Here is a 13921-nt window from a genome sequence, read left to right as displayed (position 1 = left end):
ACCCAGCTCTGCAGCGTGCACATCACGGCTGCAACTGTCGTGGTCGCTGACCGGCCCGTGGAAATTGAAAAAGCAGTCGAGCTGAACTGTCTCGTTACTCCATCGAAGCGTCGGTGACGAGCGTGTCGTCTTCGAGATAGTGTTCGATGTGGTGCCCGTGTTCCTCGACGCCTTCCAGGATTTCGCGGAGCTGCTCTTCGGTGGTGTAGTCGCCGAGGCTGTTCGCGAGTTGAATGTGTTCGCGAAGCTGTTCTGTGATGTCGCCGAACAGCTCGAGGTCGTTCTCCAGCGACGTACGGATGTCGTACGCGTCGGCGTCTTCGGCCGTCACCGGCGCGTGTTCTTCGTAGTTCGCGCCCCCTGAGAGCGGCACGCCGCCGAGCGCCTGCGCGCGTTCCGCGAGCACGTCCGCGCTCTCTTCGAGGTCGGCCGCGACCTCGCCGAGGTACTCGTGGATGCCGAGGAACTCGGCACCCTCGACAAGCCAGTGATGCTTTTTGACTTGGTGGTAGAGCACGTACGTCGCCGCGAGATCGGTGTTGAGCGCGTCGACGAGCTGTTCGGCTTTCTCTTCGGGAACGCGAAGCGCCTCGCTCTCGTGAACCTCTCCGTACCGTTGACGGGCCTGCTTTTGCGTACTCATCGTATATACACATACGCGCGTTAGGCACTTAATAGTTCCCATATATAAAATAGATATTTTTGATATAGAAAATAGAATTTGTAGGAGTAGAATATATTTGCACAGAGCAGATCCCTGCAGGCCGATATCGGCGGTGTGGACCCATTCGGGGTCTATCTCGCGGTCCGGTCGCAGTCATCGGTGTTGACGACGGCTACGTGTGGGTGATCAGCAAGTGGCTCGTCGACTCGCCCGCGAAGGGAAACGTCTTAATGGACTACGCGCGCAGTCTGTGGTATGAGCAACGGCGACGACGACCCGGCCGACGCCTCCGGAGAGGCCGACGCCGCGGGCGACGCGGAGGACGCGGCTGACGCCGGCGAGTCGACGGAGGCCGCCGCGCCGACGCGTCCCGACGAAGCGACCGAGGAGTCCCTGAACGAGTACCTCGACGAGATCGCGGCGCACCTCGACGACGCCGAGACGGAGGCAGACCTCGACGATGTCGACGCGCTCCTCGACGACGCGGAGGCGGGCGTTGAAAAGGCCGACCTCCCCGAGCCCGACGAGGACGACGAGGACGCCGACGACCCGCGCGGCGACCTTGAGTCGCGGATCGCGGAGCTGCGCGAAGGCGTGGAGGAGGCCCGTGGCCCCTACGGTTCGGATATCATCGAAGCGGTCGAGACGGCGGCGGCCACGCTCGAAGACACCGAGTGGACTGCCGCGGGTCACGCCGATGCCGCCGACGCGGTCCGAACCTTTGTCGACGCCGCGGCCGACGCGATCGATGTCGAGGACGGCGACGACGCCGAGGAAGTCCTTGACGCGGCCGAGAGCGAATATCCGGCCGATACCGACGAGGCAGCTGACGCCGCGGAAACTCCCGTCGAACCGGCCGACGCAGTCCCGATCGAGACGCTCGTGACGGCGCTCGACACCGTGGCCGACGCCGTCGCCGACGCGGAGCTCGACGTCGACCACGACGCTGACACCATCTCTGCGCTGCTGGCTGCGACCGACGACCTTGCGGACGGTCTCGACGCCGCCGAGGAGTGGGACGACCTAGAGACTCACGAGCAACTCCGCGCGCAGGGGTACTACGACGTACTCGGTCACTACAAAGATTACCCGGTGGAGTGGGCCGCGCTGAAGGAACACGAGTCGCGCGGCAACATTGACCAGATCTTGCTCGCGCTCGACTCGCTCACCTCCGATTTCATGGAGCGACACTGCCTCGAAGCGCTCGAACGGATGGGCAAACGCGGCAAGACCGAAGCCTCGCTCGAAGAACTGCTCGGTCGCGCCGAGAAGCGCGACCAGTTCGCCATCCGTATCCTCGGGAAGATGGCCGCGACGGATGCGACGGAGACGCTCGTCGAGTTCGTCCCCGAGAACTCGAACCCGCAGCTCCAGAAGGCGACGTTCAAGGCTCTCGGCGAGATCGGCGCGACGGAAGCCGTCCAGCCGCTCGCGAACCAACTTGCGTCCGAGGGCGACACGGACGAACTCGTCCAGCCCCTCGCCGCACGGGCGCTCGGACTCATCGGCGACGCCCGCGCGGTCGACCCCCTCGCCAATATCCTCGCTGACGCTGAGCGCGACGACGACCTCCGCGCCGCCGCCGGCTGGGCGCTTCGACAGATCGGCACCCGCGAGGCCCTCGAAGTGGTCGCCGACCACGCGGACGAGCACTCGTTCGTCGTCTCCACCGAGGGCGAGAAGGCGAAACGGTCGCTCGACGCGTCGGCCGCAGTGGCGTAAAGTTCGAACCGTTCACCTCTCTCGCTTCGACTTCCCGTTCGTTTCGCGTCCTGACTCTTTTAACAGATACCGCGGGACTCACCCGCGTGGGAACCCTCCAATCGCTGGTCGATCGCTCTCCGATAGACCGAACAGCTGCCGGCCCGCCCCTCATCGTCATCGCGTTCGCCGTCCTCCTCGCCGGAGTCGCTGTCTTCACCGCCGGAATCGCCGTGACAGCTGCCGCTTCGACAACTGTCGCGGCCGCACCGGACGGAACCGCCGGAGGCGGCACGCTCGATGCCACCGCCGCAAACGCCACTACGGCTCCCACGGATCCGCGGATCGTCGAACTATACCCGAATCCGACCACGGAGAGAAATCGCGGCGAGTACCTCGTCGTCGCCCTCCCGAGGAGGGGGAACTGGTCCCTCTCTGACGGCTACCACGACGCGTCGATTCCGTCGAACGCGAGCGGGCTCGTCGCGCTGTCGACGGACCCCGAACGGAGCGCCGAGTTCTTGGCCGACGCCCCGGCGGCCGCCGACCGCGGACCGGCTGAACTCCGCCGACTCGACGGGTACTTCCCCCTGTCGGCGTCCGGCGACCGGATCGAACTCCGGCACGACGGCGTTCCCGTCGACATCGTCGAGTACGGCCGCGTCAGCGACGGACACCGCTGGCGAGCCGACTGGGGTGAGTGGCGACCGCGCGGGTACGATCCCAGAGAGCCGGCTCGGATCGAAGACGCGTCGGTCACGCCGTTCGTTCTCCCCGACAGTCCGGACGTCCCCGTGGAAACCCTCCGCGGGACGGAAGATCGGCTGCTGCTCGCCGGCTACACCCTCGAATCGGACCGGACCGCCAACGTGCTCGTCGACGCCGTCGACCGTGGCGTCGACGTGCGGGTCCTTCTGGAGGGGTCACCAGTGGGCGGCTTCTCGGCGCGAAGCGCCCGCCTCGTGGACCGGCTCGTGGCCGCCGGCGTCGAGGTCCGAATCCTCGACGGCGACGCGGAGCGGTTTCGATTCCATCACGCGAAGTACGCCGTCGCCGACGACCGAGCCGTCGTACTCACGGAGAACTGGAAGCCGTCCGGTACGGGCGGTCGGACCAACCGCGGGTGGGGCGTCGTCGCGGAGCCGACGCCGGGATCCGAATCCGTCCCGAGAAATCCGTCCCCCGCCGACGCGCTCGCCGCCCTATTCCGCGCGGACGCCGCGGCCACCGACGCCCGTCCGTGGCGGGAATTCGAGGCGGACACCGAGTTCCACGACTCCGGACGCGCGAACGACACGTATCCAACCCGGTTTGAGCCGCCCGCGCCCGCTCGCGCCGACGTGACGCTCCTCACCGCGCCGGGCAACGCGGCCGATCGGATCGTCGCCCGAATCGACGCCGCGGACGACCGCGTGCTCGCCGTGGTGCCGCGAACCGGCGGGCCGAACGACCGGATCGTCCGTGCGCTCCGGCGGGCGGCCGACCGCGGCGTCGACGTGCATCTGCTCTTGTCTGGAGCGTGGTACGACCGCGACGACAACCGCGATCTGGCCACGACGCTCGACTCGGAGCCGATCGCGGTCGCGGTCTCGGAGCCACGGGGCCGGTACGGGAAGATCCACGCCAAGGGTCTCGTCGTCGACGACGCGGCGATCGTCGGAAGCCTCAACTGGAACGAGGGGGCGGCGACGGAGAATCGAGAGGTGCTGTTGGCCGTCGACGACGCGGCGGTCGCCGACTTCTACGCCCGGGCGTACGCCGCCGACTGGCGCGGCGGTGGGGTTCACCTCCCGGTCGAGTTCCTCGGCGGACTCGGCGTCGCGGTCGCCGGCGCGTGGATCGCGGCACGTCGGGAGATTCGATTCGCGTGAGTGCGAGTTGGAGAATTGCCGTCGGAGAACTCGGACCGGGTCGCCGCTGTCAGTCGTCGAGAGCGACCGTCGAGGAGAGCGCCTCGTCGATCTCCGCGTCGGCCATCTTCTCAACGAGCGTCTCGATCACCGCACCGCGACGACCCTTCACGAACTTGATCGAGCCGACGACGAGGTGCCCGCCGCCGGAGACGCCGGCCTCGGGAAGCTCCTCGTTCAGTTCAGTCACCATGTTTGGGATGTCGAGCCGCACGCCGTCGGAACGGAGGACACAGAAGTCCGGCCCGTAGCCGATAGTGATGACGGGGTCGCCCGTCTCTTTGACGCGGGTGTCGTGAAGTTCGCCGGTCGTCTTCCCGGGAGCGGGGTAGGTGAACCGGTGGGCGTACTCGTCGAGGTCGATCCGGTACAGGTGTGCGCCCGAGGCCAGCCGTTCGTGTTCGACGTGGTCGTCAAGCGCGGCGAGTTGCCGGTCCACGTCGCGCTCGGCGCGCTCCGCGAGGAACTCGACCAGTTCCTCGTGGCGTTCCTCGTCGTCGCAGCCGACGTTCAGTGCGTCGTTGACGAGGGTCTTCCCCTCGGAGTAGCGCAGCCAGTGGGCGGCGTAATCCAGCGCTTCGCCGATGTCGAGGAGGTCCGACTCCTCGTAGCCGGCCTCCGCGGCGAGGTCGACGTAGTCGTCCATCGCCTCCGCCTTCGAGCGATCGGAGAGCCCGGCGACCGCGGGGACGTGCTCCAGTTCGCCGGTGATCGAGGGATCGATCAGCCGGGCGAGTTCGACGCACATCATCCCCGTCGTGACCCGGTAGTCCTCGTCGTGGAGATACGGGTTCACGTGCGCGTCGAGCAGCGGCTCGACCGCTTCTGGATCGGGATGGTGGTGGTCGACAACCGCGATCGGGATGTCGTAGTGGGCGAGATTCTCGTAGGCGGGAACGTCCTCCTCCGTCGACCCGTTGTCGAGCATGAGGAGGAACGGGAGCTTCTGCCCGTGGCGTGCGCGTCCCTCAAGCGCGAAGTTAAGGTCGCGCGTGACGTCCTCCATCTCGTAGTACGGGGCCTTGCTCGGGAGCCGCTTGAACAGATGTCGCGCCGCGTCTGGGTCCTCGTGAACGTCGCAGACGAAGTTTTCGAGCGCGAGCTGAACCGGGATCGCCGCGCACATCCCGTCGCCGTCGGCGTGGTGACGGACACGGATCGGGCGTCCGGCGAGTACGGTTCGTCGAAGAAGCCGAGCCAGTTCGCGGAGGTCGTCGTGTATCGGCTCGAACGCCTCCCACTCGACGAGCGGATCCACGTCGGCTGGCTCCGCGCGATCGTCGAGCGCGTCTTCGAACCGCTCGCGGGCCGCCGCGGCGCGATCGTCCGTCAGCCGCGTCAGTGAGTCTACCTCCAGTTGGAGCGCGTTCTCGCGAGTCTCGACTGTCCCGGAGACGTGGACCATGTCGCCGACGCTCACGTCGGGGTACGCCCGGACGCCCGCCTCCTTGAACGCGGCACAGGAGAGGACGCCGGTGGCGTCCGCGACGGCGAATATCGTCGGGCCACCGGTCTGTTTGGCCTGCGCGATCTCGCCCTCGACGGTGACCTCGTCGCCGGGCGAGAGTCCGCGGACGCGGGAGACCGTGGGCTCGTGGGCGACCGTCTCGGTCCGGTAGTCGTCCGGATCCTCGTCGTCGAACGCCACGTCCCCGTTCGGTTTCACTTCGGTCAGTCGGACGACGAGCCGGTCGCCGACGGCGTAGTCGTCGTCGAGGTTCGACTCGTGGACGAGGCCGCTCACGGCGTCGGAGATGTCAACGAACATGCCGTAGTCGACGACGCCGTTGACTTCCGCGTGGTACAGCGCGTCGACCTCGGCGTCTTCGAGGGTGCAGTCGGGTGCCAAGTCGTAGACGATCGGCCGGTCGTCGGCCGCCCCTTCTGCCCTTTCGGCGTCGGGTTCGAGGCTCGAATCGCCTCGCGTGCCGGAATCCCCGGCGGTGTTCTCGCTCATGCGCATTCATCGGGAACGCCCGTGGTTAAGCCTGTTCTCTTGCATCTCCGGCCGTGGGATCGGAGCCGACGCGGCCGCGACCCGCTCGGCGTGAGCACGACCGACTGCCGGTCCGGAATCCCTATGAGGCGACGGCGACTGCGTTCGGGTATGCGACTGTTCCGCTCGGACGATCTCCTCGGGATCGCCCGAGAGGCCATGGAGTTTATCCTCGAAGCGAGCGAGGAGAGCCACCCCAATGAGTACATGGGGTTCCTCCGCGCAGACGACGCTCGGAAGCTCGATATCGACCGAGACGGACAGGTGATCACCGACGTGCTCGTCATTCCGGGAACGGAGTCGAATCCGACGAGCGCCAGCGTCCGCACGCACATGAAGCCGAACGACATGCGCGCGGTCGGCTCGGTTCACTCGCATCCGAACGGCGTGCTTCGCCCGAGCGACGCCGATCTCGCCACGTTCGGGCAGGGGAAGGTCCACATCATCGTCGGCGCGCCCTACGGCTGGGGAGACTGGAAGGCGTTCGACAACGAGGGGAAACAGACGACGCTCGACGTTCTCGACGTCGAGGTGCCCGACGAGCACTTCTTCGATTTTACCCAAGAAGACATCGACCGCGAACTCGACGACGAACGGCGAACCGACCGCGGGTTTCTCTCGTGGTTTCGATGACTCGGGTCGTCGCACAGGGGACGTTCGACCTGTTGCACCCGGGCCACGTCCACTATCTCGAAGACGCGGCGGCGTACGGCGACGAACTGCACGTCATCGTCGCGCGACAGACGAACGTCACCCACAAGCCGAAGCCGATCTTGCGCGCGCGACAGCGGCGCGACATGGTCGCCGCGCTCGACGCGGTCGACGAGGCGCACCTCGGCCATCCGGAGGACGTGTTCGTCCCCGTCGAACGGCTCGATCCGGACGTGATCGTGTTGGGGTACGACCAGCACCACGACGAGGCGGGCATCGCCGGTGCGCTCGACGAGCGCGGCATCGATTGCCGAGTCGAGCGGGCCACGAGCCGCGAGCCGCGATACGACGGCGAGGTGTTGTCGAGCGGCGACATCGTCGACCGAATCCTGCGACGACGGACCGCGGACCGCGACGGCGATGCGACCGACGACAGACCGTGACCCGCCGAAGCGCGGGACATATATGGGTCGGTTTCTAACTCCGGTACGTGACGATACCCGATCGGTTCCCCGCGGTCCTCGCCGCGACGGCGATGGGCGTCTACCTCCTGCTCGTCGTGGGCGCGACCACGTCGCTCACCGAGGCCGCGGCGGCCTGCGGGGGCTGGCCCGCGTGCGGCGGCGGGACCGAACTCCCCGTGTCGGCCAGCGGCTGGATCGCGCTTGGGCACCGCCTGATCGCGGTCCTCGTCGGATTCCTTGTCGTGCTGTCTGTCGTGCTGGCGTGGCGCACCGATGTGAGCCGACGAATTCGACTCGCCCTCGGCGGTGCGCTGCTGTTGTATCCGGTACAGGCTGCCGTCGGCGCGCTTGTCGCCACCGGCGCGCTGCCCGCCGCCCTCGGTCCACTCCACCTGCTCCTCGGCGTGATCATCTTCGGTGCGGTTCTCGCCGGACTCGCGTGGTGGTTGGAGGCGGAAACGGGCGACGACGACGCCCCCGTCGACTTCGATCTGGGAACGGATGACCTCCCGCCGGTCGAAGACGCGCCGGATCCCGAGATTCCGACGGCGACGCTGCCCCGGCTGCGGGCCACCGCAGCCGCCTACTTCCGGCTCATGAAGCCGCGGCTGATGTGGCTGCTCTGTCTGGTCGCAGCCGCCGCGATGGCGTTGGCCGGCGGCCCGGGATTCACGCCCTACGCTGTCGGTGCGACGCTCGCGGGGGGCGCGCTCTCGATCGGCGCGTCCGGGACATTCAACCACGTGTTTGAACGCGATGTGGACAAGCGAATGCAGCGGACGAGCGACCGTCCGCTCGCGACCGACCTCGTCCCCGTGCCGAACGCGCTCGCGTTCGGCGGTCTCCTGACCGTCGTTTCGCTCGGGCTGTTCTGGAGCGTGAACCCGCTCACCGCCGCGCTCGGACTGGTCGCGATCGCGTTTTACAGCGTCGTCTACACGCTCGTGCTCAAGCCGAACACCGTCCAGAACACCGTCATCGGCGGGGCCGCCGGCGCGTTGCCCGCGCTCATCGGCTGGGCGGCGGTGACCGGCACGGTCGGCGGCGGCGGGCTCCTGCTCGCGCTCGTGATCTTCCTGTGGACCCCTGCGCACTTCTACAACCTCGCGCTGGCATACAAAGACGACTACGAGCGCGGCGGCTTCCCGATGATGCCCGTCGTCCGCGGCGAGACGGCGACGCGGCGGCACATCGTCTGGTACCTCGGCGCGACGCTCGTCTCGGCGGTCGCGCTTGCGGCCGCCGCCGACCCGCTCGGCGTGCTGTACGCCGCCGTGGGTGTCGCGCTCGGTGCGGTGTTCCTCTGGACCGTCGTCAGACTGCATTACGAGCAGACGGAAACCGCGGCGTTCCGCGCGTTCCACGCGTCGAACGCCTACCTTGGGCTCCTGCTGTTCGCCGTCGTGTTCGACGCGCTGGTGGTCTGAGGTCCCGTCGAATCTCTTGTCGAATCTCCCGTTGAATTCGTGGTAGACCGGACGCATATTCGGACACCGCACCGCGCGTTTAACCGGCCGCGGAGCCAACGCGACTCGTGACCCGCGTCGAGATCGAGTACTGCGTTCCCTGCGGCATGTTGAACCGAGCGCGAGATGTCGCCGAGGCAGTCCTCCGGCAGTTCGGTGAGTCGATCGACGAGGTCGCGTTGGTGACTGGCGACGACGGCGTGTTCGTCGTCCGAGCCGACGGCGAGGTCGTCTTCGACATCACCGAGGACGCCTACGACGTCGACGAGATCGTGCGAGCGGTGCGACCACATGTCGACGGACGCGCCTGAGACGAACTGCCGCGATCGAACACTCCGTGGTCACCGGCTGTTCGCCGCCTACGACCACGCACACAACGAACGGTTGGACAGCGAGCTATACGTCGGTTCGACCCCGCTGTCCTCCCTCATGCGTGGTACCGCGAGTTCTGCGAGCTCGTGGTGACCGCCGTAGTCTACAACTTCGAACAGGCTCTCAACCGGTGATCACCACGCCGTCATCGGATTCAGAAACGTATTCTCATCAACTGAAACTGATCTCAAGATCGTCTGTCTGAGGGTCTAAACTCCCTATCCACGCTCTAATTACCCCCATCGGAACTAGATAGACCAACCACACGGCCCGTGAATTGAGATTGGTATCCATTGCGAACGTGACACCCGCGAGTACGACGGTGACGGGAGCGATCACATAGATCAACATCAGATACAGCTCAACGACTGGAGCGAACGCGAACTCCATCGCGTCCGCCGGTGACTTGTTTCGATATGACTGGTTGGCGATGAAGTATCGCCAGACACGCGCCAGCTGAAAGAAAACGACGCCGGCGACCGCAACTCCGACTGAGAGGGGGACTCCCGAGTGTAACCCGTAACTGGAAACCACGGGTCTCGTAACCGCCAAAATAAGGATACCAGCGACGAGAGCCTTGCCCCCGACGTACTTGATGTTCCGCCAGTATATCGGCGGGATCAGAGCAACCGGGTGAAGTGGAGTGGGCTCCCCGGCCCAGTCCCCATCGAGGCCATCTACCGGCTGTGGCGTGAACAACGCGACGGAAAAGAACAGGAGATTGATGATCGCTATCTCGATGAGATATATAAGCGCGATTTCAACGAGACTCCACCCGAACACGATCACTCCGACAATGAGAGCAAGGTTCACAACGAGCCCGGAAACAAAGTCACGGGACTCTCTGAGTACTCCGGGGACCGTTTCGAGAATCCACTCACGACTGCTCTCTCGCATCCGCCCATTCGTTTGCGCGGTAGCCGTTTATTTCGTTTTATTTGCTCTTCGCCATGCTGTGATGCCTCGATCTATTCCCTCGATAGCGATACTAAACCGACCGTATTGTGCTCCGATCCCGACGCATTCTGCGGATTCAACAGCGCAGAACAGACGGAGACGTTGCTCGCCGGGATCACCGATCCGGGATCAGTCGTGTCCAACACAGTCGTCGTGGCAGACACGTGGAGTGACCCGGTGGATCACTCTTCGGACCGATCACGGACGAGAATTTGCGAGACATCTCGGGGCTCGCTCCCGGGACGGTTCACGACGACGTTTCGACGGACGGGACGCCCGTCGACGGACACGTTGCCCAGCTCTGCGCGGCGGCAGCGTCGTTGAACGCCTCCACGTCGACCCCGTCGATGTTGATCGTACGTTTGAGGTATCGGCGCTTCGAGCGTTCGCCGACGACGGCGAACCGGTCGACGCCGCGAGCGACCGCGATCTGCGCGGATTCGCGAAGGGCGCGCCGGCCCGCATCCGAGCACGGACGGCTCGTCCGCACGACGATCACGACGGCGGCGATCGACCGTCCGGTCGCGACGGTCCGCCACCGATCGAGCAGCGCCTCGCCATCGGCGGGGCTTAGCCCCGTCCCGTGCGGGAACTCGACGACGATCACCCCGTCGTCGACTCGCAGTTCCCAGCGCTCGCTCGGTTCCATGCTATTGTATCTCCCTTACCGGGTTATAAACCCGATGTGCTCATTTTCAATTATGATATTTGAAAAACCACGAGGTTGGAGTGGATAAAAGCCACGAAGAGGGATCAAACGGCCGTATTCAGCGAATCCGCGGTGGCGACGTACTTATCCTCAGTATCGGTGACGAGAACTGGAGAGGGCCGGCAGCCCTATGAGCACTCGCGAAAACTGATCCTCGTCTCGCGCGGTTTCACTCACAAGCGCGTCCCGGGTCACTCGGTCGTCGCGTTGATGACGGCGGTCGCGAGCGCCTCGAACTCAGCGTCGTCGGGAACGATGTCGACATCGATCCCGTGGTCAGCTGCCGTCTCCGCAGTCGGTGGGCCGATAGCGCCGACGACTGCTGCGTCGAGTCCCGCGATCGCCGCGTCGCGGACGCCCCGCTCGGCGGCCGCATCGAGGAAGTGCTCGACCGTGAGCGACGAGGTGAACGCCGCGGCGTCGAGATCGCCGGCGGCGGCCAGCTCGGCTGACTCGCCGGTCCCCGACGGGCGGGCCAGCCGGTACAGCACCGTCTCGGTCACGGTCGCGCCCGCCTCACGGAGTCCGTCCAAGAGCACGTCGCTGCCGTGGTCCGAGCGCGCCACTTCGACGCGCTCGTCCGCGACGCGCGATTCGAGTGCCGTGACGAGCCCCGCCGAGGTGTATTCGTCGGGGACGACATCGACGGACCACCCCACCTCGCGGGCCGCTCTGGCGGTCGCGGGGCCGATCGCGGTAAGCGTCGCGTCGCCGGGATTCCAGCCCGCCGCGGCCGCGAGTTCGACGCCCGTCTTGCTCGTGAGGACGACGAGCGGGGCGTCTCGGGGGACCGCGCCCGTGGACTCGACTGCGAGCATCGGATCCGCAACCGGGTCCGCGCCGAGAGATTCGAGGAGCGCCACGGCGTCGTCGATACGCTCGTCTGCCGGTCGGAACACGGCGACGCGGGGGCGACGGTCAACGGTTGTGTCGCTCACGTGTCATCACCCCGCTCGGGGTCGTCTCCGAGTTCGTTCTGGAGAAACGCAGCGACTCGCGACCGAGTCGCTGCCACGTCGCCGATCACGGTGATTGCAGGCGGCTCGATTCCGGCCTCGTCGCGGACCTCGACGATCGAATCGAGCGTCCCGGTCGCCACGCGCATCTCCGGCCAAGTGGCGCGTTCGACCAGCGCGACGGGAGTGTCGCCGTCGAGCCCGGCGTCGCGAAGCGCCGCGGTGTATCCCGGGAGCTTGCCGACACCCATCAGCACGACGATGGTGCCGCCCGTGGCGGCGAGTGCGTCCCAATCGACCGCGGACTCGTCTTTCGTCGGGTCCTCGTGGCCGGTGACGAAGGAGACGGAGGAGGCGTAGTCGCGGTGCGTCACCGGAATTCCGACGACGGCGGGGCCCGCGATCGCCGAGGTAACGCCCGGGACGACCTCGAAGGGAATTCCATCGGCTGCGAGGTGCTCCGCTTCCTCGCCGCCGCGGCCGAAGACGAACGGGTCCCCGCCCTTGAGCCGGACGACGGAGTTCCCCTCGCGGGCCAACTCGACCAGCCGACGGTTGGTGTACTCCTGCGGGGTCCACTCGCCGCCGGCGCGCTTGCCCACGTCCTCCCGCTTCGCTTCGGGGATCTCACCCAAGATCTCCGGGCCGGGGAGCTTGTCGTGGAGCACCACGTCGGCCGACTCGATCAGTCGCGCCGCCTTCACCGTCAGCAGGTCCGGGTCGCCCGGGCCGGAGCCGACGAGGTAGACGGTTCCGAGGCTCGACTCGTCACTCATCGGTCTCCGCCTCCCGCGTCTCCTCGTCGACTTCGGCCTCCTCGCGCGCCGCCGCGATCAGATCGGCCGCGCCCCGGTCCGCCAGATCCGCCGCGAACGACTCGGCCGCCTTCGCGTGCGACCGGATCGGCAGGTCGCGGGTGTCCGCTACCTCCTCGGTGCCGTCCGTCGAGAGCACGCGGACCCGCGTATGGACGTGCTCGCCCTGCACGAGCGCGGAGACGCCGATCGGGGCGACGCAGCCGCCGTTGAGTTCACCGAGGATCGTCCGTTCCACCGTGACCGCCACGCGGGTGCGCGGGTGGTCGATCGCCGACCGAACCGTCTCTATCACGTCGGGATCGGTCGCGGTGACCGCGATCGCGCCCTGACCGGCCGCAGGGACGAACTCTTCGCGGGGGAGCCGCGTGGTCTCGACGTCGTAGAACAGATCGGAGCGGCGGAGACCGGCCTCGGCGAGGACGATCGCGTCGTACTCGGTCTCCACCTTGCGCTCCATCGCCGAGCGTTCCAGATCGGAGAGAGAGTCGAACCACTCCTCGACGGTGCGCTCGAACTTCACTTCGGCTTCCTCGTCGTCTCCACTATCGTCCGCGTCGCCGTCTTCCGAACCGTCGTCGAGGGCGTCCCAGTTCGGCTCGTCGGCGTCGAGAGCCTCGTCGGGGGTCTCGTCGTCACCCCCCGCGTCGGCGGTCATCGCGCTCGCCTCGCCCGAGGCGATCAGCCGGCGCTCGTGTTCCGCCTGCAGCCCGGGCGCGAGCAGCTTCTCGATCCGGGTGTCAACGTTCCCGCGGAGCGGCTCGACGACGAGATCCGGTCGAGACGCCTTGATCTGGGCGGTTCGCCGGAGCGACCCCGTGCCGACGACGGAGCCCGGCGGAAGGTCGTCGATACCGAGCCCGTCGGGGTGAACGAGCACATCGCCGGACGGGGCGCGTTCGGGAACGCCCGCGACGACCATATCGTCCATCCCCTCGGTCGGCACGTCTTTCAGCGAGTGGACGGCGAGGTCGGCGTCGCCGGCCAGCACCTCCTCGTCGAGGGCGCGGACGAACGCGCCTGTCCTGCCGAGCCGATGGATCAGTTCGTCCGAGATCTGGTCGCCGCGCGTCTCGACGTGTCGGATCTCCACGTCGCGTCGGCGACTCGACAGGGCGTCGCGGACGGTCTCGGCCTGTTCCAAGGCCAAGTCCGAGCCGCGGGTGGCGAGCCTGAGCGTTTCGGGCATATCCGAACGGAGGTCCCCCGCGTTCAAAAGGGCACTAGTTCGGCCGTTGCAACGCGGACGCGCAGGCGTCC

The 13921-nt window shown here is 66.8% G+C and carries 13 protein-coding genes; 6 read left to right on the top strand and 7 right to left on the bottom strand.

Features of this window, described 5'->3' with window-relative positions:
• Positions 1-94 precede the first annotated feature (94 nt).
• A complete protein-coding gene (gene dpsA / locus NO887_RS04655) occupies positions 95-643 on the bottom strand; it encodes a DNA starvation/stationary phase protection protein DpsA (protein WP_256417301.1) in 549 nt (182 codons plus the stop codon).
• A 276-nt stretch (positions 644-919) separates the two neighbouring features.
• Here dpsA and NO887_RS04650 point away from each other — a divergent pair, with 276 nt between their 5' ends.
• Positions 920-2386: a HEAT repeat domain-containing protein gene (locus NO887_RS04650; RefSeq protein ID WP_256417300.1), complete on the top strand. Its 1467-nt coding sequence runs from the start codon at positions 920-922 to the stop codon at positions 2384-2386.
• 152 nt (positions 2387-2538) lie between these two features.
• A complete protein-coding gene (locus tag NO887_RS04645) occupies positions 2539-4236 on the top strand; it encodes a phospholipase D-like domain-containing protein (protein ID WP_379811839.1) in 1698 nt (565 codons plus the stop codon).
• A 49-nt stretch (positions 4237-4285) separates the two neighbouring features.
• On the opposite strand, the gene han is transcribed toward NO887_RS04645, so the two are convergent.
• The gene (gene han, locus NO887_RS04640; protein ID WP_256417298.1) at positions 4286-6232 is read right to left on the bottom strand and encodes a Hef-associated nuclease; all 1947 of its coding nucleotides are present in this window, start codon (positions 6230-6232) and stop codon (positions 4286-4288) included.
• A gap of 150 nt (positions 6233-6382) precedes the next feature.
• Between han and NO887_RS04635 the strand changes: the two genes are divergently transcribed.
• The 4 genes from NO887_RS04635 to NO887_RS04620 all read left to right on the top strand — a co-directional run bounded on the left by NO887_RS04635 (position 6383) and on the right by NO887_RS04620 (position 9163).
• Positions 6383-6904, top strand: coding sequence for a Mov34/MPN/PAD-1 family protein (locus tag NO887_RS04635; RefSeq protein WP_256417297.1), 522 nt, complete (start codon positions 6383-6385; stop codon positions 6902-6904).
• Positions 6901-7365, top strand: a complete 465-nt coding sequence (locus tag NO887_RS04630; protein WP_256417296.1) for an FAD synthase family protein — start codon at positions 6901-6903, stop codon at positions 7363-7365. The genes NO887_RS04635 and NO887_RS04630 overlap by 4 nt, the downstream gene beginning before the upstream one ends.
• A gap of 47 nt (positions 7366-7412) precedes the next feature.
• Positions 7413-8813 carry a heme o synthase gene (locus NO887_RS04625; RefSeq protein ID WP_256417295.1) on the top strand — a complete coding sequence of 467 codons (1401 nt, stop codon included), beginning with the start codon at positions 7413-7415 and terminating at the stop codon, positions 8811-8813.
• Between the two features lie 107 nt (positions 8814-8920).
• Positions 8921-9163 (top strand): Rdx family protein, encoded by a 243-nt coding sequence (locus NO887_RS04620; RefSeq protein ID WP_256417294.1) that lies wholly within the window; start codon positions 8921-8923, stop codon positions 9161-9163.
• A 232-nt stretch (positions 9164-9395) separates the two neighbouring features.
• On the opposite strand, the gene NO887_RS04615 is transcribed toward NO887_RS04620, so the two are convergent.
• The 5 genes from NO887_RS04615 to hemC form a co-directional block, all read right to left on the bottom strand.
• Positions 9396-10121: a DUF6498-containing protein gene (locus NO887_RS04615; RefSeq protein WP_256417293.1), complete on the bottom strand. Its 726-nt coding sequence runs from the start codon at positions 10119-10121 to the stop codon at positions 9396-9398.
• Positions 10122-10428: 307 nt separating this feature from the next.
• Positions 10429-10830: a hypothetical protein gene (locus NO887_RS04610; RefSeq protein WP_256417292.1), complete on the bottom strand. Its 402-nt coding sequence runs from the start codon at positions 10828-10830 to the stop codon at positions 10429-10431.
• A gap of 251 nt (positions 10831-11081) precedes the next feature.
• The gene (locus NO887_RS04605) at positions 11082-11828 is read right to left on the bottom strand and encodes a uroporphyrinogen-III synthase (protein ID WP_256417291.1); all 747 of its coding nucleotides are present in this window, start codon (positions 11826-11828) and stop codon (positions 11082-11084) included.
• Positions 11825-12622, bottom strand: coding sequence for a uroporphyrinogen-III C-methyltransferase (gene cobA, locus NO887_RS04600; protein WP_256417290.1), 798 nt, complete (start codon positions 12620-12622; stop codon positions 11825-11827). The genes NO887_RS04605 and cobA overlap by 4 nt, the downstream gene beginning before the upstream one ends.
• Entirely contained in the window at positions 12615-13850 is a 1236-nt protein-coding gene (hemC, locus tag NO887_RS04595; RefSeq protein ID WP_256417289.1) for a hydroxymethylbilane synthase, read from the bottom strand. Before hemC ends, cobA begins: the two co-directional genes overlap by 8 nt.
• Between the last annotated feature and the right edge of the window lie 71 nt (positions 13851-13921).

The organism is Halorubrum laminariae, from assembly GCF_024494655.1.
Classification (GTDB): domain Archaea; phylum Halobacteriota; class Halobacteria; order Halobacteriales; family Haloferacaceae; genus Halorubrum; species Halorubrum laminariae.
Note: the sequence above shows the minus strand (reverse complement) of the source record. Positions and strands in the feature narration are given on the sequence as shown.